Below are 20,465 nucleotides of genomic sequence, written 5' to 3'. Positions count from 1 at the left end.
TAAATGATCCCCTCAGGGAGTAACTTTCTCGACGCGTTCGCGTGTGACTATTGCGGGATTTCCCCGACAAACGACATTGGCTGGCAGCGATTTAAATACACTGCTGCGTGCTCCGACGACGGTGCCATCGCCAATCGTCACGCCAGGCGCGACAAAGACATCTGTCGCCAGCCAGCATTTATCACCAACTACAATTGGTGTGGCGTTAATATCAAAATGTTGACTGGCATAATCATGACTCCCGGTGCATAAATAACTTTTTTGCGAAATAACCGCGTGCGCACCAATCGTAATATCACCCAGCGTATATAAAACCGCGTCATCACCCACCCAGGAATAATCTCCCAGGGTTAATTTCCACGGATAAGTAATTTTTACTGAAGGTCGAATAACTACGTTTTTTCCTATTTTTGCGCCAAACATTCGTAATAAAAACGCACGCCAGCGATACATTACCTGTGGGGACCAGCGAAATAATGTGGCTTGCACTGCCCACCATAATTGCACTTTAATGGCACCGCCGCCGCGAAAACCTCCCGGCACGTTGAAGCCGCTTAAATCCTGCATAATGTACCCTTACGCTTTTCCATATAAGGTTTTTGTTTTACCGGTTGTGCGCAGACGTAAATATTCTGACAACCCGGTCCAAAAACCTGGCATGTGTAATATCTGGCGCTGTACCTTTTTTGCATCCCGGCACAATTCCAGATTATTCGTCGTTGACACCCCACCCATGGAAAACTCTGACACCAGCCCGCTCAGCTTTTTAAACGCGTAACCTGACTTGTATAATTTGGCTGCCAGTGCGTAATCAGACGATATCTTATATTGCAAATCATAGCGCCAGACATTCAGTCCAGAGAGAGGAAAGAAGATTGCCTGATGGCTGGCGGGAAGGCTGTGATAAATATACCAACCCGGCTTGGCCCGCCGCTTAATTTTGTTACCATTACCGAAATCCAGCAACGCATCGCCAATGACCATCGCTTTATCGCTCTGCGTTTTTAGCTGGCGGATAAAATGAGCCGCATCTGCATGCAAAATATCCCCGGAGTTGAGGAACAGCGCAAACCGCCCTCGCGCCATAGCGATACCTTTGTTCATTGCATCATAGATGCCCTTATCCGGCTCGCTGACAAACCGTAACCGGTGCTCTCCACTGAGCCCTTCAAGAAAGGCCGAGGTACCGTCAGAGGAGCCGCCATCAACAACAATCCACTCAAAACTGATATCACCCGCCTGCGCCAGATGAGCTAACGACGCGTGAGTTTTGACGATCCCTTCCAGATTACGAAAGGCGACGGTAATAATACTGAGCAGCATGCGTTCTACCTCGCTATATTCAGCGCCTTGCGCAAAATAAACGGACATACAATTAAAAATGCGTATTCCGGACTAAATACTGAACCTGTAAAAAACAGCGACAGCGGCGTAAAAAGATAAAGCTGCACCCGATAATTCTGATTATCACCAAACGCATTGATCATCATCTTCATGACTTTCCCCATGTACCACAGGGCTAATATCACCGCGAACCATGAGAAATAAATAATCAGCAGATACAAGCCATTGTCTATCGTTTTACCAACATCTGCACCGTTAAAAATTCCGAATGACGCAACATATTCATAAAGTGAGCCGAATCTCACTACCCCATCAACGTTAAGTAATGAATAACCGACCATTACTAATGGTCCCACGATACGATAATACGATGATGAGCCTTCAGTTCCTAAATCTCCAAGCCGTGTCGCGATGTACGGAAACGCAAATATCACACCAACAACAAACACGCTTAATGAGATTATCGCCAGCGGCAACTTCTTTTTTATCGCATCTTTATTCAGATACTGGAACGCCCACTCCAGGAGGTAAAACAAAATAAATGTCATTACCCCTGAAAACGATCCTGATAATATTATCCCTGCCAGAATCATAGCATCGGACTTAGGCGTTTTGATACCAAACTGTTTGATACTGAGCCAAATTGAGATTAACGCCAGAGCGAAGAATGCCGGTTCGAAATAGAGTGCAGTGGTGCGCTTCCCGCCAAACTTAATAAAGTTCAGAACATAGCTATTACTGTAAATAAGATATTTCGAAATAATTTCCATTAAACTGCTGCCGCCACTAAGAATTATCTGCGCCATTTCCACCGCAGCTAACCCCACCACCAGGCCCACAACCAGCCAGAAAAAACGCAAGATCTTAATGTAGTTATGCGGCGAAATGGTTTTGAAGCGAATACTCCACACCATACCGATAATTACCACGGTATAGACAAACAGCATTGCGGACGTCACGTACTTGCTGGCATCCAGTGATTGTCCGAACAGATAGTTAAACGCCGTCAGTCCGCCCCCCACGCCCAGCGCAATCATTAATTTTTTAATATTGATGCGCTCGACAAACAGCAACAGCAGAACGGGCAAAAACGTGACGATAGTTATCGGGAAGCTCTCGCCAAGCTGGGCGAGTTTGACGTTAACCAGCAGATAAAGCAGCGGTAGCACCAGATAGCTACAGATTCTGATAGAACGAGACATACTCCTCCAGCATCTGTTGCCCACTATATGCCACCCGGCTGCGCTGGCTGAACGCGGCAAGCGACGTGTCAAATACCGCCTGCGCAATGTCTGATCTTTTCAGTTGCACCAGGTGCAAAACGTCCGCTTCGCTGAACGTTTTGCCGCCCGATTTCGCCAGCACTTCCTGCGCGGCATCGCTGTGCGTAGCAATCACCGGTACGCCGATGGAAAGCGCTTCGCACAGAATCAGCGGGTAGTTATCAACGCGCGAGCTGAACACCAGCCCATCCATCTCGTTAAGCGCGCTCATCAACGTGCGCTTATCACTCTCAAACCCGTGATTGATGACGTTATCCCCGACAAACGGAGAAAATTTGCCGAAGGTATGCAGCTCAATTTTGTCTCCGAGCGCAATCATCGCTCGCACCAGTTGCTGACTGGTTTTTCCGTCATAGCGCAGGTCATGGGCCACTACGGCGATTTTCGGTCTGCCGCTTTCCTCATGCTTAGCGGGAAGTTCGGCAAGAATGGCTTCCGTTGCCACATCGATGCCGTTGTTAATAATGCGGCAACGATCGACGCCATACAGACTGTTGAATGCGTCGGCCACATGCTGACTGGGCGAGATGAACTGGCAGCCCAGCGCCAGCATGGCGCGAAACATCTGCCGTTTACCAGGCAACTGTTGATGGGCTTTATCGATTTTTACCGGCGGATAGTTACTGAGCGTTGGACATTTCTGACAGCCCGTTTTCCAGCTTTCGCAACCATCGGTAAAGGCACAGCGCCCGGTCACGCTCCAGTGATCGTGCAGCGTCCAGACGAAGGTGATATCCGGTTTATGCGCCTTCACTTTTTGGCAAAAGGTGACCACCTCTTCCAGATTCAACCAGTAGCTGTGCAACACATGAAAATGCAGTACCAGCGGGCCGGAAGTGCGGGTTACCGTACGGTACAACTTGTCGAGATTGCCAAACATGTCGCGGTTCGCGAAACGAAACAGCGCAATGTTCGCCGCCGACGTCAGACGTGGCGTATGTTTGATAACCTGCGGGTAATTCTCGTGACTGACGCTTTTCTTACCGCCTTTGCCATAGCCGTAGACAAAACGCGACGATAGCCCTTTCTCCAGCGCCCTCAGATGCAAATCTAACGCTACGCCTGCCGCCCCGCCTTCTGCGAGCCGCACATTAAACTGTAATATTTTCATTTTGTTACCTTCACCCGTGCCTTCTCGCCCACGACCAGCGTATTGTCCGGGATGCTATCCACTACGACGCTCCCGGCGCCAATCGTCACGTTATCGCCAATGGCAACGCCGCCAAGCAGAGTGACATTGGCCCCCAGCTCAACGCCGTTACCGATGACCGGACAGGACAGATCGTTGCCGCCAAGATTGCCGATGGTGACGCCGTGGCGCAGGGTGAAATCATCCCCCGCCACCACGTGTTTATTGATCACCACCCCATAGCCATGATGGATGGTGAAACGACGACCAATAGATGCAGCGGCCTGGATTTCATAGCCAAACACGCATTCAGTGATAAGGCGATACATCACCAGCACCGGCGCCGCCCACAGGTTGTTCAAGACATTTTTTTTACGCCAGACGGAGCAAAAATGGGCAATCCGATAGGCCACCACCATGCAGCAGGGTCGCAGACTCCAGCCGTTCGCGCGTAAATCTTCCAGCATACTTAGCGTCCTCGCAGTCCGTCGGCCAGGCGCTTACTATTGCGAACAGAAAGCAGCGTCAGCAACGTGCGCCAGTTCATCCGTTTATTGCGGATCTGGTAGAGGGTAAACAGCTGGTATTTCTTGCTGGCCCGGTCAAATTTGCCTTTGTGCTTACGGTAGAACTGAAAGTAGCCGGAGAATTTATGCGGGGATGAGGTAATACGCATTTCACCGTGATTCACATGCAGGATCTGCGTTGCCTCTTTTACCTTCCACGGTTTGCCATACGCCACCACCATACGCAGGAAAATGTCATAATCCTGCGCCGCTTTCAGCGTGGTATCGAACAGGCATGCTTTAAACCGCCAGGCCCAGGTAAACACCTGATTACCAATAATATTGCGCTTATAAAATTTACGGCGTGAATAAACGGCCTTCGGATAGAGCGGCAAACTGGTCGGCTGCGAATATACTTCGCCCTCACAGACATAGTCATTGGCATACAGAAACGCCCGCGTCACCAGATGATGGCGATAATTGAGAAATACGCTCAGGCGGTTCGGCGTCCATTCATCATCATCATCAATACCCGTAATATATTGCCCACAGGCCTGCATGATGGCCTGATTACGCACCGCACAGGCTCCGGAGTTAGTGGGATTACGCGTATACGACACACGCGGATCGTTGAGCTCTTCAACAAATTGCTGCAGTTGCTCATATGAGGAAGAGCAATCATCCACAATGATCATCTCCCAGTGAGGATAGTCCTGGCGCAGTACCGATTTAATCGCCCGGATGGCCAGTTGCTGACGGTTCCAGGTGGGCATATAAATTGAAATTAGCGGGTTGTCTGTCGTCATTTTCGTTTCCCAGATATCCCCGTCATACTTCAAGTTGCATCTGCGTTGGCTTTCCTGCAACTCGAGTTATTTAGGGTATAAATATGTTTTTGTGGGCCGCTATCCGGCAATGTTCGTTACCTATTTCGAATCCGAGGTGTACTCGTATTCGTAGTACCCGTAATCCTGATACCCGCTGGCGCGGCGGAAGATCGAGTTCAGGATCACCCCTTTCACCTGAATGCCGTTTTGCTCAAAGCGACTCAGGCTGGTTTCCACCTCTTTCAGCGTGTTGACCGCGTAACGCGCCACCATCAGCGTGGTTCCAGCGTGACGACCCACGATAGCCGCGTCGGTCACCGCCAGTATTGGCGGGGTATCGATCAGCACCAGGTCATAGTGCGAGCTGGCCCATGCAATCAGTTCGCCAAAGCGTTCACTCATCAGCAGCTCGGAGGGGTTGGGGGGAATTTGTCCGCGAGGGATCAGATCGAAATGTGGAATCGATGTCGGTTTCGCGCTGGATGAGATATCCCCCTTGCCGATGAGGATCTCAGACAGACCGTTAACGTTATTGGTCCCCAGCAGCTCGTGGGTATAACCTTTGCGCATGTCGCAGTCGATCAACAGCACGCGTTTGTTGGTCTGACTAACGACCGCCGCCAGGTTGGCGCAGACAAACGTTTTACCAATTGACGGGCTGACGCCGGTCAGCATCAAGACGTTGTTGCGCGCCTGCATCATGGCAAAGTGCAGGCTGGTACGCAGGCTGCGGACCGCTTCTATCGCAAGATCCGTCGGATTCCCCACCGCCAGCAACTGGCTTTGCTTGTAGCGTTTCACGCCTTTAATGGTCTGCACGTTATCGCGTGCTTTTTGCCATTCTGATAGCGGAATGCTGGCATACACGCTGATGCCCTGCTCTTCCAGCGCCTGTGGGCTTTCAATGCCGCGATTAAACAGGGAACGCAGCAGTACGCCCACCACTGAAAGCATCAAACCAAGAATGATGCTGCCGAGAATAATCAGCGTCGTTTTCGGCTTCAGTACGCCTGGCTGGGCAATCGCGGGATCGACGATGCGCACATCTCCGACCGTACTGGCCTCGGTAATCTTCAGCTCCTGTTGCTTGTTCAGCAGCTGCATATAGACCTGCTGGCCGGACTCCACGTCACGCGTCAGACGGACAATTTCCTGCTGCGTTTTCGGCATCGCCGTTACGCGCCCGTTCAGCTTGCTTTTCTCATCTTCCAGCGCCTGGCGTTTTTCCAGCAAGGTGCGGTACGCAGGGTGCGCTTTGGTGAACAGCTTGGAAATCTCCGCTTCTTTGAAGGTCAGCTCATTAAGCTGCGCATCAATATTCACCATGGAATCCAGCACCGCTTTGGCTTCCAGCGGCAAATCCACGGAGTCTTTGTCCTGACGAAAGGCATTCAGCTTGTTTTCGGCAACGTCCAGTCGGTTACGCACCTCGGGCAACTGCTTTGCCAGAAACGCCAGACTTTTGGCGGCCTCTTCAGATTTACGCTCCACGTTTTGTTGCAGATAGTTGCGGGTAATACTGTCAAGGATCTGGCGGATTTGCTCGCGGTCTTCGCCGGTAAAGGTCAGGCTCAGTACGCCAGTGTCTTTGCCGGTTTCCGTCACCATCAGATTATTTTGCAAGGTGTTGATCATGCCCAGCGTGGAGAATTTGCTGACGGTAAATTGGCTCTCAGGGCTGGCATGGATCGCCTCGACCAGCATCGTCACGCCGTCATGTTTCAGCACCTGCCCAACCTGCCCCTGGGCGCTAAAACCCCCGTCACTCACCAGCTGATAACGTTTGTCATTCAGCACGCTTAGCGTGAAGGTCTGTTCATTCATTGCCTTTGGCAGCGTGAAAGTCGTCACGTTAACCGTTTCGTTCTGGCGACCCATCAACCGATCCCAACCCGCGCCAAAAATGGGGAACGTATCTTTGGTAACCGCGATATCCAGGTTGAGATCGTCTACCGTTTTCCCCAATACCAGCCGTGACTGGATGAGCTGAATTTCCGCTTCAGAGGCCGGAGGTTTGTTCGACAACGCCGAGCCAATATCCTGCACCAGTGAATTTCCGGTATTTTGCTCAATTTGCACCAGCGCGTCCGCACTGTAGATCGGAGTGGCAAACAGCGTGTAGACCGCTGCGCATAATGCAAATGCCGCAGTAATACCAAGCACCCACCAGCGGGCTTCCACCACCGTTGCCACCAGACGACCAATATCGATTTCATCATTGCCCGTTACCGGCGCAGCAGACTGTTTTACTTTTTCTGTCATTGTTTTCCCTGCTCTGCGTTCAATGCCTGAGCCCATTGGCGGGCAGACCGTTCAAGTAATGCGTACACCGCGTCAAACGCATCACGGCTTTTACGATACGGATCGGGAATTTCGCGCTCGCTGTCCCAGTGACCAAACAGCATCACTTTGCCGCGCATCTCCGGCACCATTTCACACAGGGCAGAGATATGGCGTTTTTCCATGGTCAGGATCAGGTCATACTCCCGGCACATTCGTCCCGAGATCTGCCGGGCACAATGATTCTCCAGTGACAGGTTGTGCGCCTGCGCCACGCTGATGGCGCACGGGTCCGCGCCTTTGCCTACCAACGCCCCGAGACCGGCAGAAGAGACCGTCAGCGCCGGGTGAAATTGCCTTAACAAGCGCTCTGCCGTCGGAGAGCGGCAAATGTTCCCCACACAGACAACTAAGATTTTGTTAAACATGACGATTACCAGTTGTGAAGGTCGCTGGCCGTGTCCGTCATATAGCGAACACCGCTAATAGTCGGCAGCAACTGATTGATCAAACGGTTCCAGCGAGCAACCGGCGCGGTAGTGACGTACACCACATCGTATGGCTGGAGTCGGAATGACGTCGCCATCACCAGCGATGTCGCATCGGACATATCAAGCTGATAGATATTGGCAATCTTGCCGTTGTTCCCGCCCTCGCCTTTCAATGGACGAATAACGAAAATGCCGCTGGCGTTGGAGGTGGTCAGGTCGATACCTTCTGCGTTGCCGAGTGCTTCGGTGAGCGTCATGCCGCTGAAGTCCATTTTGAGGGTGCTCTGTTTTTTCACTTCCCCCATCACGAAGACTTTCAAATCGTCATTACGCGGAACAAACAGGATGTCGCCAGGATAGAGCAGACGGTTCTGGCTCAGGTCGCCATTTTGCATTAGCGCTTGCAGTGAAATACGTTGCTCCTGACCTTTATGAGTCAGTACAACGTTGCGCCAGTCTGCCGCCTCGGTGAGACCGCCTGCGGCGTTAATGGCATCGAGAACGGTAAGCGGCACGTTGGTGATGGCCTGCTGGCCGGATTTGTTCACCTGCCCGGAGACATAGGCCTTCTGCGAACGGAAAGCGGCGATATTAACGTCCACCTGCGGGTCAGCAATGTACTTCGCCAAGCGCCCGGTAATATCACTACGAATTTCGGCCAACGTTTTCCCTGACACGCTAACTTTGCCGATGTAGGGGTAAAACATGGTGCCATCAGGCTGCACCCAGTTGCCGGCATCACTTGAGCTACGATACTGTCCGGCCGGCGTGGTGAGTTCAGGATGATCCCAGACGGTGACATTCAGGACATCGCCCGGGCCGACCCGGTACTGATACCCGGAAATCTCCTGGTCGAGAGACATATTAGGCTGCGCAACATTTGGTCGGGGACGTAATTGTTCGACCAGTCGTGGGGTGAGTGGATAAACATTCACCATGCGATCGATATCAAAATCAGCGTCCTGCTGTTTAATCACATCTTTGCCCATCGTAGACATATTGCTGCCCGGAAGCACGGTACAACCGTTTATCAAGATTACCGATACCAATACAGGCATCAATTTAAGTTTGGATTTCATCATTGATTATTTATCACTTTGGCAGAGTAATTATCACGTGCGATCTAAATAGCGACTTCGCCTGTACGTATTTACCTTGCCGTTAATTGAAAAGGAATTTAACTGGCATCTGTCCTAAAAAAAATGAATTCATCTGCGGTCTCTTGACAGAATAATTTAGGCTCGTCTCAGGCGACCAGACACGCTACCGCCCCTGGCTTCATTAGCTACCAATGCACTGATTAATTTAAATTTTTATCTTCCCCTTTATTTTCATCACATTCACAACGGGAACGCATCAGGAATAGCGCCGCTGGTTGATAAGGAAATATTTATCTTTTGATTATTACCGGAGGAATTGTTGCAGCTAAGCGAATATCAGGCAAGGTAACAAGTTACCGACAACTTGCTTTTAAGATTAATATTAAGCGTTGAATTTGTATATTTTTAGGATTTTATTGATATTGACAACATTAATATATAAATATCCCACCTGCGATATTTCTTAAAGAGCTTTGGATTAATAATATTATTTCCTGTAGTTACATTAAGGCTAATATCCCGTACCTGGTTGTAATAGGCTACAGAGAAATCCCTCCTCGCCATTGCATTTTTCGCCAGTTTTACCCATGATCGAATTGTGACAATTGTCATACAACTATGGGTATAGCATTTACTATGGAATGGATTGCCGATCCGTCAATCTGGGCCGGACTCGTCACGCTAATCGTGATCGAACTTGTTCTTGGCATTGATAATCTTGTTTTTATTGCCATCCTCGCGGAGAAACTGCCTCCTGCCCAGCGGGATAAGGCGCGTATTACCGGGCTACTGCTGGCGATGGTCATGCGCCTGCTGCTGTTGGCATCAATATCATGGCTGGTAACGCTGACCACACCGCTGTTCAGCATTCGCGGCCTGAGCTTCAGCGCGCGCGATCTGATCATGCTGTTCGGCGGTTTCTTCCTGCTGTTTAAAGCCACCATGGAGCTAAACGAACGGCTGGAAGGCAAAGACAGCGAGAACCCGACCCAGCGTAAAGGCGCTAAGTTCTGGGGCGTCGTCGCGCAAATAGTCGTGCTGGACGCTATCTTCTCCCTGGATTCCGTCATTACCGCCGTAGGGATGGTCGATCACCTGGCAGTAATGATGGCTGCGGTGATTATTGCCATCAGCCTGATGGTGCTTGCCAGCAAGTCGCTGACGCGCTTTGTCAACAGCCATCCAACTATCGTCATTCTGTGCCTGAGCTTCTTGCTGATGATTGGTTTCAGCCTGGTCGCCGATGGGTTTGGTTTCCATATTCCGAAAGGTTACCTGTACGCCGCCATCGGCTTCTCGGTCATGATAGAAGCATTGAACCAGTTAGCTATCTTTAACCGCCGTCGCTTCCTGTCAGCCAACCATACCCTGCGCCAGCGCACCGCCGAGGCGGTAATGCGACTGCTGAGCGGGCAAAAAGAAGACGCCGAACTGGATGCCGAAACCGCGGCCATGCTGGCAGACCATCATGAAGGACAAATTTTTGCCCCTCAGGAACGGCGGATGATTGAACGTGTGCTGAACCTTAATCAGCGTACGGTCAGCAGCATCATGACCTCGCGCCATGATATTGAACACATCGACCTCAATGCGCCGGAAACAGAAATCCGCGCTTTGCTGGAAAAAAACCAGCATACGCGTCTGGTGGTCACCGGCGAAGATGAGCAGGAAGACTTGCTGGGCGTGGTGCATGTCATCGACCTGCTGCAGCAATCTCTTCGCGGCGAGCCGCTCGACTTACGCGTCTTGATTCGCCAGCCGTTGGTATTCCCGGAAACTCTGCCGCTGCTTCCGGCGCTTGAGCAGTTTCGTAACGCCCGGACGCACTTCGCTTTTGTGGCCGATGAATTTGGGTCAGTTGAAGGGATTGTAACGCTCAGTGACGTGATGGAAACCATCGCCGGTAACCTGCCAAATGAGGTAGAGGAGATTGACGCCCGCCATGACATTCAGAAAAACGCGGATGGTTCATGGACCGCAAACGGACACATGCCGCTGGAAGATCTGGTGCAGTACGTGCCTATCCCGTTAGATGATAAGCGTGAATATCACACCATTGCCGGACTGTTAATGGAGTATTTGCAGCGCATCCCGAAAACCGGGGAGGAAGTTCAGGTTGGCGACTATCGACTAAAAACCCTGCAGGTGGAAAATCATCGCGTGCAAAAAGTCCAACTGATACCGCTGCACAGTGAAGAAGAGATGGATTACGAGGTGTAAATCACGAGCCGGAGGCGGCATCAACCGCCATCCGGCAATATGAATCAGAGTTTATCCAGCAACTTTTTAACATCTTTACCGTTGCGGGAGTCTTTATTGCGATCGGCCCAGTCGTTAAGGCGACGTTTCGCTTCATCCTGCAAATGCTTACGCAAAATCTGGTCGACCTGCAGACTGTAGTTTAGCGCCTGCCACTGACCGTAGACTCTGAGAGGAACTGGGGTAGCCTTCAGGAAGTTAATCAGCTTACTTTCGCCATCCCAGCCGCCCAGCACGCGAATGTTAAACAGCGTGTCGCAATTCAGCTTCACCAGATCCAGCGTTCCCTTGCCGGTCAGCGCCAGCATCGCCGACTCACCCGCCATGTTATCCAGCGTAACCTCGCCGTTATCCAGCGTCATATCGGTTACAAAATGATCCAACCGGGTCACGTTATCCAGGTTTTGCTGAGCTTTAACATCCCCACCGTTACGCTCGACGGCCTGTTGTATCATCTGCTGGAAGTTCATTCCTTCCATTCGCGTATCGCTCATTTCGACATGGGCCTGCCCTTGCCAGCTATGACGAAACGCCTGGGCATCAATATCTGAGCCAGAGAAATCCCCTGCCAGTGACAGCTTACCAGTGAGGGCTATGGGGTAGTTGAAGGCTTTCAGAATAGTACCAATTTCTACGCCTTCCAGGCGCGGATGGAAGACCGCTCGCGGCTGTCCTTTTCTGGCATCCAGCATACCAGGAAGCGACACCAGCCCACCGTCACTTTTCCCCTGCAACTGCGTAACGTTCAATAAGCCGAACTGGTTGTCAATTTTTGCCGAGACATTGTCAAACACCATTTTCCGCCACAGCACTTTGTCAGCTTGCAAAGCGATGTCTGCCGAAAATCCCTTCAGTCCCTGATACGAAACGGCATCAACTTGAGAAGCAATAACGGGGCGCGCCAGCGTTGACTGACTCTGACCTTGCTGAACCTCACCGTTCGTCGTCACAGCCTCACGCTGTACGAGCAGATTGTCCAGATTGAGCTGACCAAACTTCAGGTCGACGGCCCATTCTGGTTTATCCAACAATGTCACATGAGCTTGCCCGGCGAGAGAGCTGTCGTTAGCGGTCAAATGAATCTGGCTAAACGCGAGCTGTTTTTTCTCTTCCAGCCACTGCGCCTGAAACTGTCCCTGACCTTTGATCCCCTGCGCCGGTAGATCAGCCCCCTGCAGTTGCCAGCTTAGCTGCTCAATATTCGCGGATAAGTTATGCGGATAGTCGGAGGCATCAACGCTGCCGTTGAAGGATAATGCGAGGTCACGCTGATCGCGGTTAACGCGCCCGGAGAAATCAAACGTGCCGCGGTGCTGGTTATCCTGTTCCATGTCCAGACGAATATCGCGAACCGTGACCTGTTCATCGTCTTCATGCTGGAATACCAGAACGCTATCGGCAACACGCAGGCGGGCAATATCAAACGACCATCCTCTGTCTTCAGCCAGGTCGGGCAACGTATTGTCTTTTGGGGCAACGGGCGCATCTTCGCCGCGCACCGCTTCAGTTTGCGGGGTCAGTTGAATCACCGCGCCTTTGAGCATCACCTGCTTCACGCTGAGCTGGTGACTCAACAGCGGCCACAACGCGACGTCAAGACGCATATTGTCGGCACGAATCAGGGGTTCGCTGGCGCCTTCAGCCGTTAACACCATGCGCCCCGAGAGGATACTCAGCTGAGGCCATACGTGCCAACGCAGCGGACCATCCAACTGCAGCTGATACCCGCTACGCGCAGCAACCTGCTTGACCATATATGCGCGGAAATCATTCGGATTCACCAACAGTACTAACGCAGAAAAACCGGCCACCAGCACGACCAGTAGAATCATCAGCGTCGTCAGAAATCGTCTCATGCTATCCCCAATGGACTGAAAATACTCAGTCTTTATCGATCCGGCTGGCAACGGCGCCCTGCTGATCGCGATACTTTGCATCCTGACGACGGTTGTAAGGTCGCGCCGCCGGACCGGAAAGCGGTTCGAAGCTTAATGCGCCAATCGGCATGCCAGGACGCAGGGCCAGCGGTAGTTTTCCGGAGTTGTAAAACTCCAGTACGATACAGCCAGACCAGCCCGGATCGATACGGTGTGCGGTGACGTGTACCATCAGTCCCAGACGCGCCAGCGAAGAGCGGCCATCTAACCAACCCACAAGATCGGAAGGCAGCGTCACGGATTCGAACGTCACTGCCAGCGCCAGTTCGCCCGGATGCAGGAAAAATGCCTCGCCGTCTTTGAGGACGATTTCATCACTCATCACGCGATCCAGCGCGGCGCTGACTTCATCTTTCGGTCCGCTCAGATCGATATACGCCGCCGTATGCCCGCGGAACGTACGGAATTTGTTGCCAAGGCGCACATCTACCGTGGCGCCGTTGATTCGCTCGACAGGAGGGCGTGGATTGATCGACAGACGACCTTGATCCAACCAGGCTTCAATATCTCGGTCACATAAACGCATGGCACTTTCTCCTTTCGTGCTTCAACCCCTTAATGCCAGGTGCATTAAGGGTGAACCAGGTTATCACTGAACGGTACACAATTCGCTGAACTTATTCAAAGAACTGACTGATTTTAGCCTTCAGAATATCGATGGCGATGCGGTTTTTACCCCCGCGCGGCACAATGATGTCGGCGTATTGTTTTGAAGGCTCAATAAATTGCAGGAACATCGGACGGACGGTTTTCTGATATTGCGCCATCACTGAATCCATTGAACGACCACGTTCGTTCACATCGCGCTTGATACGGCGCATCAGGCAAATATCCAGCGGGGTATCAACAAAAATAGAGAAGTTCATCTCATCACGCAAACGCGCATCCGTCAGCAGCAAAATGCCTTCCAGGATGATGACTTTCTTGGGTTCGATATGAATAGTGTCTTGCGTGCGCGTGTGCTCAACGTAGCTGTACACCGGCAGCTCAATGGCACTACCGCGTTTCAGCGTTTGCAGATGTTGGAACAGCAGGCTGTGATCCATCGCGTTCGGATGGTCGTAGTTGGTTTTTACACGCTCTTCCATCGATAGATGGCTTTGATCTTTGTAATAGCTGTCTTCGGGAATAACGCCAATATGTTCGTCACCGACTTGTTCACGCAATTCGCGATAAAGAGTACTGGCAATAAGACTCTTGCCGGAAGCCGATGCGCCGGCAATGCCGATAATGACGCACTGATGGGACTGATCAGTCATAAATTTAGCGACCTGATTAACCTGGATGTTAGGAAGGGCGGCGCCGAAACGCCAAACGCGGCAATTATAGGGATTTCAGCGGCGCGACGCCAGCCCAGGCTGCACCAATGCCTTCCCTGTCGCAAATTAAAACGGTCATATTTAAAGCATGCGCTACATTTATTCGCCAGCCTTAGTAATTAATAGCTTGAGAGTGTTAATTTATGAGCAGCTGGCGTATAAATTGTAAATTATTTGTACTAGCATAAACCCAGATTAAATGTGATGCGTCCGGCATCTCTACTGGGCGACAACGGCTATTTGGGTAGAGTGGTAATGAGTAAACAATCCCAACATGTTTTAGTTACCTTACCTCATCCTCTACTGCGCCTGGCCAGTTTAGGTCTGGTGGCTTTCATCTTTACGCTGTTCTCGCTGGAACTGTCTCGTTTCGGGGCGCAGCTGGCGCCGCTGTGGTTTCCGACCTCAATCATGATGGTGGCTTTTTACCGTCATGCGGGAAAAATGTGGCCGGGGATCGCGCTGGCGTGCTCATTGGGTAACATCGCGGGTTCTTTGCTCTTCTTCCCCGGAGAGTCGCTTAGCTTTACCTACACGGCCATCAACATTATTGAGGCTGTCGTGGGGGCAATGTTATTGCGCAAACTGCTGCCCTGGTACAATCCTTTACAAAATCTCAACGACTGGGCGCGCCTGGCATTCGGCAGCGCAGTGGTCCCTCCGCTGCTGGGCGGCGTATTACTCTGGTTATTATTACCGCAAGAAACGTCGTTAAATACCTTCCTCATTTGGGTGCTGTCAGAATCCATCGGCGCGCTGGCGCTGGTACCATTAGGTTTACTGTTTAAGCCACATTATCTGCTGCGCCACCGCAATCCGCGATTACTGCTTGAAACTCTGATTACGCTTCTGGTGACGTTAACGTTCAGTTGGCTGTCGATGATGTTCATTCCATGGCCGTTTACCTGCGTTATTGTCCTGTTGATGTGGAGCGCTGTCCGTCTGCCGCGTATGGAGGCGTTTTTAATTTTCCTCAGCACCGTGATGATGGTTTCGCTGATGTTGGCCGCTGACCCTTCGCTGCTCTACACCCCCAAACAGAACATGATGACCAGCATACCGTGGCTGCCGTTTTTGATGATCCTGTTGCCAGCCAATATGATGACCATGGTGATGTACGCGTTTCGGGCTGAACGCAAGCACATCTCAGAAAGCGAAGCGCGCTTTCGCAATGCTATGGAGTATTCCGCAATTGGCATGGCGCTGGTCGGGACCGAGGGGCAATGGCTACAGGCCAATAAAGCCTTGTGCCAGTTTCTGGGCTATAGCCAGGAGGAGCTACGTTCGCTCACCTTCCAGCAATTAACCTGGCCGGAAGATTTGAACAATGACCTCGAACAGTTAAACATGCTGGCGCGCGGGGAAATTAACAGCTATTCCATGGAGAAACGCTATTACACGCGCGCAGGCGAGGTGGTATGGGCTTTGCTGGCCGTTTCGCTGGTGCGCCATAGCGACAACACCCCACTCTACTTTATTGCGCAGATTGAGGACATTAACGATCTGAAGCACACCGAGTGGATGAACAAACGGCTGATGGAGCGCATTACGCTCGCTAATGAAGCCGGGGGGATCGGCATTTGGGAATGGGAACTGCAGCCTGATGTGATCAGTTGGGATAAGCGTATGTTCGATCTCTACGAAGTCCCGGCACATATCAAGCCCAGCTGGCAAGTCTGGTATGAATGCGTTGTGCCTGAAGATCGCGAACACGCCGAAAATGTGATTCGCGATTCGCTGGCCGCACGAGCCCCGTTTAAGCTTGAGTTTCGTATCGCAGTAAAAGGTGGCATACGGCATATCCGCTCGTTGGCCAACCGGGTACTGAATAAAGACGGTGAAGTTGAACGCTTACTTGGCATCAATATGGATATGACCGAGGTGAAGCAGCTCAACGAAGCGCTGTTTCAAGAAAAAGAGCGTTTGCATATTACGCTGGACTCCATCGGCGAGGCGGTGATTTGTATTGATGTCGACATGAATGTGACCTTTATGAATCCGGTCGCTGAGAAAATGAGCGGCTGGCAGCAGGAAAACGCAATTGGCATTCCGCTCCTGACAGTACTGCGTATTACTTTCGGCGATAACGGTCCGCTGATGGAAAATATCTACAGTGCCGACATGTCACGTAAGGCAATGGAGCAGGAAGTCGTCCTGCATTGTCGCAACGGCAACAGTTATGACATTCAGTACAGCATCACGCCCCTCAGCACCCTTGATGGCGGCAGCATTGGCTCGGTGCTGGTCATTCAGGATGTCACCGAGTCACGTAAGATGCTACGCCAGCTTAGCTACAGCGCTTCGCATGACGACCTGACGCAGTTGGCCAATCGGGTCAGCTTTGAAAACCATCTCAAACAGTTGCTGCATACGGTGCACGACGCGCACCAGAGTCATGTGCTGGTTTTTATCGATCTTGATCGTTTTAAAGCGGTGAACGATAGCGCAGGTCATGCCGCAGGCGATGCCCTGCTGCGCGAACTCTCTTCACTGATGCTAAGCATGCTGCGGTCCAGCGATATGCTGGCGCGCCTTGGCGGCGACGAGTTTGGTCTGTTGCTGCCGGATTGTAATATCGAAAGCGCCCGCTTCATCTCAGGTCGCATCATCAGTGCTATTAACGATTACCACTTCATGTGGGATGGCCGCTTGCACCGCATTGGCGCCAGTGCGGGAATTACGCTGATTGATGACAAAAACCATATCGCGACTGACGTCATGTCTCAGGCGGATATCGCCTGCTACGCGGCGAAAAACAGCGGACGTGGGCGTGTCTGCGTCTATGAACCCCAGCAAAGCCAGGCGCATGCCGCGCGTAGCCAACTGTCATTGGACGAACAAAAGCATACCATTACGCACAGCCCGATGCTGATGATCGCCAGAGGCGTGGCTTCTCCACGTATACCTGAGACGTTTAGCTTCTGGCTTATATCGCTACGCTTAGGGACCGCTGAAGGCGAAGTGATTGAAGAGCAGACATTCCGTACCGGGCTGGTCGATCCCACATTGAATCAAGCGCTCGACCGTCGGGTATTCAGCGAATTCTTCCAGAATGCTGCCCCGGCAGTCGCCAGCAAGGGCCTCAGTGTTGCGCTCCCCCTTTCCGCCGCCGGGCTGCTCAATTCAGAACTTGTTGATGAGCTGCTGGAACAATTGCAACATAGCCCGTTACCGCCACGGCTGCTGCACCTGACCGTTCCGGCCAGCGTCATCAAAACGAATCCAACGCAGGCGATATCCGCCCTGCATCGGCTACGTCAGTTCGGTTGTCGAATTGTGTTAAGTCAGGTCGGTCGTGATTTAGAGCTTTTTGACAATCTGAAATACCACATTGTCGATTACCTGTTGCTTGACAGCGAGCTAAGCGCCAGCGCTCACGGAGACCTGATTGACGAGATGTGGGTGTCCATTATCCAGGGCCATGCCCAGCGTCTGGACATTAAAAGCATCGCCGGTCCGGTGCAGTTGCCGCTTATTATGGATGCGCTTTCCGGCATCGGTATTGATATGATTTATGGCGACATTATTGCCAACGCCCAACCGCTGGATCTGCTACTGAATACCAGTAATTTCGCCATCAACTGACGGTTGCCAGCCATCCGTGTACCAGATATGCAAGAGTGCATAGGAGCGCCAGGGTTTCCAACGCTCTGCATACCGCCGGATCTGGGCTGGCGTCATGCCGGGAAAACGCTGTTTAATCAGATAATCATCCGGCAGAAAAACATCCTTCGCCTGCCAACCACGCAGCGCAAAATAGTTGGCGGTCCAGCGCCCTATTCCGGGAAACGTTTGTAGTTGCTTAACGCCTTGCTCAATATCGTCAGGCGCTTCTGTCGCAAGCGTTCCTTCAAGCGTTGCACGCGCCAGGTGAATCAACGCTTCAGCGCGTTTGAGCGGCATCCCTAACGCTTTCAGGTGCAGAGGTTCGGCGTCAGCAAGCGCTTCAGGCGTGGGAAAAGAAACATACCCTGGCGCATCCTCCAGCGTGTCGCCATAAGCATGCGCGACTTTCGCTGTCAGTTTTGCCGCCATAGCCACGCTGACTAACTGCCCTAAAATCGCCCGTACCCCTTGCTCAAAAGCATCGACACATCCCGGCAGGCGCAGTCCCGGACGCGCCGCACCAAGGCTTCCCAGCGCGCTGACAATTTGCTGCGGGCAACAGGTAAGATCAAACAAGCGGGTTATTTTCGCCAGGCACTCGGGGGCGGCGGGTTGTAATCCCGGACTTAACGTCACGTGTAGCACATTGGCGTGCAAATCCGGTACGACGCGCACCAGACCCCGATGCTCCCCTACGGACAGGCTTCTGGTATAACTCAGTTCCTCCACCGTTTCGACACCGTCAACCGCACGGGCGGCAAGAAATCCCAGCATCCAGGGCCAGTCATAAGGCGGTTGCCAGCTCAGCGTGAACATTCAGTTTTCCTTTTTATGCAAACCTACAGCATAAACGGTATTCAATCGATGCGCCTTGCTTTCATATTCCAGTTGTCGGAGCGTCAACATTTCGTTAAAGTCACGCCCCTTCTTCACTGGCATGGGGATTTTTACGGTGTTTATTGGTTTTGACTACGGTACGGCAAACTGTTCAGTGGCCGTTATGCGTGACGGGCAGCCTCACCTGCTCAAAATGGAAAATAACAGCACGCTTCTGCCTTCAATGCTGTGCGCGCCAACGCGCGAAGCGGTCAGCGAGTGGCTGTATCGCCATCACGACATCCCAACCACGGACGACGAAACGCAGGCGCTTCTTCGCCGCGCGATGCGCTATAACCGCGAAGAAGACATCGACGTTAACGCCAACAGCGTGCAGTTCGGTCTGGCATCGCTGGGTCAATATATTGAAGACCCGGAAGAGGTGTATTTCGTTAAATCGCCAAAATCATTTTTGGGTGCCAGCGGTCTGAAGCCGCAGCAGGTTGCGCTGTTTGAAGATCTGGTCTGCGCGATGATGCTGCACATACGCAACCAGGCACAAAATCAGTTGCCGGAAGCCATCACCCAGGCCGTTATTGGTCGTCCCATCAACTTCCAGGGGTTAGGGGGCGATGACGCCAACGCCCAGGCGCAGGGTATTCTTGAACGTGCGGCTAAACGCGCCGGTTTTCAGGATGTCGTCTTCCAGTACGAGCCGGTAGCGGCTGGTCTGGATTACGAAGCCACGCTGCAGGAAGAAAAACGCGTGCTGGTAGTGGATATTGGCGGGGGTACAACCGACTGTTCACTGCTGCTGATGGGGCCGCAATGGCATCAGCGCGCCGATCGCGAAAACAGCCTGCTGGGGCACAGCGGCTGCCGCGTTGGCGGGAACGATCTGGATATTGCGCTGGCGTTTAAACATCTGATGCCGCTGCTCGGTATGGGGGGAGAAACGGAAAAAGGGATTGCCTTACCTATTCTGCCCTGGTGGAACGCGGTCGCGATCAACGATGTTCCCGCGCAAAGTGACTTCTACAGTAGCGCCAACGGTCGCTTGCTCAACGATCTTGTCCGTGACGCGAAAGAAGCCGATAAAGTCGCCCTACTGCTTAAAGTCTGGCGCGAGCGTCTGAGCTATCGCCTGGTGCGCAGCGCAGAAGAGAGCAAAATCGCGCTTTCCGATCAGACCATTGTGACGGCGGCGATACCGTTTATCAGCGACACGCTGGCAACCGATATCAGTCAACACGGGCTGGAAGCTGCGCTCAATCAGCCCCTGGCGCGCATTCTGGAGCAGGTTCAACTGGCGCTGGAAAACGCGCAGGAAAAACCGGACGTGATTTACCTGACCGGCGGTAGCGCGCGTTCGCCGCTGATTAAAAAAGCCCTCACCCAGCAACTTCCCGGGATTCCGATCGCGGGGGGCGATGATTTCGGTTCCGTTACTGCCGGACTGGCCCGCTGGGCTGACGTTGTTTTCCGCTAAGCGGCTCGCATGCTGAAAAGTACGTGTATTGACATCACCATTGCTGTGGCTTAATTTCAGGAGTGAGGGTTAGGGAGGG

General features: G+C 52.2%; 16 protein-coding genes. 3 read left to right on the top strand and 13 right to left on the bottom strand.

The genetic code is table 11. The annotated features are described in order from the left end of the window. Positions 1-12: 12 nt before the first annotated feature. The 9 genes from wcaF to HV237_RS09010 all read right to left on the bottom strand — a co-directional run bounded on the left by wcaF (position 13) and on the right by HV237_RS09010 (position 8,942). Positions 13-567, bottom strand: a complete 555-nt coding sequence (gene wcaF / locus HV237_RS09050) for a colanic acid biosynthesis acetyltransferase WcaF (protein ID WP_016153587.1) — start codon at positions 565-567, stop codon at positions 13-15. A 9-nt stretch (positions 568-576) separates the two neighbouring features. Then, a complete protein-coding gene (gene wcaE, locus HV237_RS09045) occupies positions 577-1,323 on the bottom strand; it encodes a colanic acid biosynthesis glycosyltransferase WcaE (protein WP_019077134.1) in 747 nt (248 codons plus the stop codon). 5 nt (positions 1,324-1,328) lie between these two features. Then, the gene (wcaD, locus tag HV237_RS09040; protein ID WP_047359125.1) at positions 1,329-2,546 is read right to left on the bottom strand and encodes a colanic acid polymerase WcaD; all 1,218 of its coding nucleotides are present in this window, start codon (positions 2,544-2,546) and stop codon (positions 1,329-1,331) included. Further along, the gene (wcaC, locus tag HV237_RS09035) at positions 2,521-3,738 is read right to left on the bottom strand and encodes a colanic acid biosynthesis glycosyltransferase WcaC (protein WP_047359126.1); all 1,218 of its coding nucleotides are present in this window, start codon (positions 3,736-3,738) and stop codon (positions 2,521-2,523) included. The genes wcaD and wcaC overlap by 26 nt, the downstream gene beginning before the upstream one ends. After that, complete coding sequence (gene wcaB / locus HV237_RS09030) at positions 3,735-4,223, bottom strand: colanic acid biosynthesis acetyltransferase WcaB (RefSeq protein WP_047359127.1); 489 nt, start codon at positions 4,221-4,223, stop codon at positions 3,735-3,737. The genes wcaC and wcaB overlap by 4 nt, the downstream gene beginning before the upstream one ends. Positions 4,224-4,225: 2 nt before the next feature. After that, a complete protein-coding gene (gene wcaA / locus HV237_RS09025) occupies positions 4,226-5,068 on the bottom strand; it encodes a colanic acid biosynthesis glycosyltransferase WcaA (protein ID WP_047359128.1) in 843 nt (280 codons plus the stop codon). Between the two features lie 120 nt (positions 5,069-5,188). Next, positions 5,189-7,351: a tyrosine-protein kinase Wzc gene (wzc, locus tag HV237_RS09020; protein ID WP_047359129.1), complete on the bottom strand. Its 2,163-nt coding sequence runs from the start codon at positions 7,349-7,351 to the stop codon at positions 5,189-5,191. After that, entirely contained in the window at positions 7,348-7,797 is a 450-nt protein-coding gene (wzb, locus tag HV237_RS09015) for a low molecular weight protein-tyrosine-phosphatase Wzb (protein WP_016156925.1), read from the bottom strand. The genes wzc and wzb overlap by 4 nt, the downstream gene beginning before the upstream one ends. 5 nt (positions 7,798-7,802) lie before the next feature. Then, positions 7,803-8,942, bottom strand: a complete 1,140-nt coding sequence (locus HV237_RS09010) for a polysaccharide export protein (protein WP_046275963.1) — start codon at positions 8,940-8,942, stop codon at positions 7,803-7,805. Between the two features lie 654 nt (positions 8,943-9,596). Between HV237_RS09010 and HV237_RS09005 the strand changes: the two genes are divergently transcribed. Continuing rightward, positions 9,597-11,180 carry a TerC family protein gene (locus tag HV237_RS09005; RefSeq protein ID WP_019077138.1) on the top strand — a complete coding sequence of 528 codons (1,584 nt, stop codon included), beginning with the start codon at positions 9,597-9,599 and terminating at the stop codon, positions 11,178-11,180. Positions 11,181-11,224: 44 nt separating this feature from the next. On the opposite strand, the gene asmA is transcribed toward HV237_RS09005, so the two are convergent. From asmA to udk, 3 genes are all read right to left on the bottom strand, one after another. Continuing rightward, a complete protein-coding gene (gene asmA, locus HV237_RS09000; RefSeq protein WP_047359130.1) occupies positions 11,225-13,075 on the bottom strand; it encodes an outer membrane assembly protein AsmA in 1,851 nt (616 codons plus the stop codon). A gap of 25 nt (positions 13,076-13,100) precedes the next feature. Further along, the gene (gene dcd / locus HV237_RS08995; protein ID WP_016153598.1) at positions 13,101-13,682 is read right to left on the bottom strand and encodes a dCTP deaminase; all 582 of its coding nucleotides are present in this window, start codon (positions 13,680-13,682) and stop codon (positions 13,101-13,103) included. Between the two features lie 91 nt (positions 13,683-13,773). Beyond that, positions 13,774-14,415, bottom strand: coding sequence for a uridine kinase (udk, locus tag HV237_RS08990; RefSeq protein ID WP_003036776.1), 642 nt, complete (start codon positions 14,413-14,415; stop codon positions 13,774-13,776). Positions 14,416-14,730: 315 nt separating this feature from the next. Here udk and HV237_RS08985 point away from each other — a divergent pair, with 315 nt between their 5' ends. Beyond that, positions 14,731-18,060 carry a diguanylate cyclase gene (locus HV237_RS08985; RefSeq protein ID WP_047359230.1) on the top strand — a complete coding sequence of 1,110 codons (3,330 nt, stop codon included), beginning with the start codon at positions 14,731-14,733 and terminating at the stop codon, positions 18,058-18,060. Here HV237_RS08985 and alkA read toward each other — a convergent pair. Next, a complete protein-coding gene (gene alkA / locus HV237_RS08980) occupies positions 18,028-18,897 on the bottom strand; it encodes a DNA-3-methyladenine glycosylase 2 (RefSeq protein ID WP_047359131.1) in 870 nt (289 codons plus the stop codon). The two genes, HV237_RS08985 and alkA, sit on opposite strands and share 33 nt — an antisense overlap. Before the next feature lie 136 nt (positions 18,898-19,033). On the opposite strand from alkA, the gene yegD reads away from it, so the two are divergent. Beyond that, positions 19,034-20,386 carry a molecular chaperone gene (gene yegD / locus HV237_RS08975; RefSeq protein WP_047359132.1) on the top strand — a complete coding sequence of 451 codons (1,353 nt, stop codon included), beginning with the start codon at positions 19,034-19,036 and terminating at the stop codon, positions 20,384-20,386. The last annotated feature ends 79 nt before the right edge of the window (positions 20,387-20,465 follow it).

It is taken from the genome of Citrobacter sp. RHBSTW-00570 (genome assembly GCF_013739755.1).
In the GTDB taxonomy this organism is placed as follows: domain Bacteria; phylum Pseudomonadota; class Gammaproteobacteria; order Enterobacterales; family Enterobacteriaceae; genus Citrobacter; species Citrobacter braakii.
Note: the sequence above shows the minus strand (reverse complement) of the source record. Positions and strands in the feature narration are given on the sequence as shown.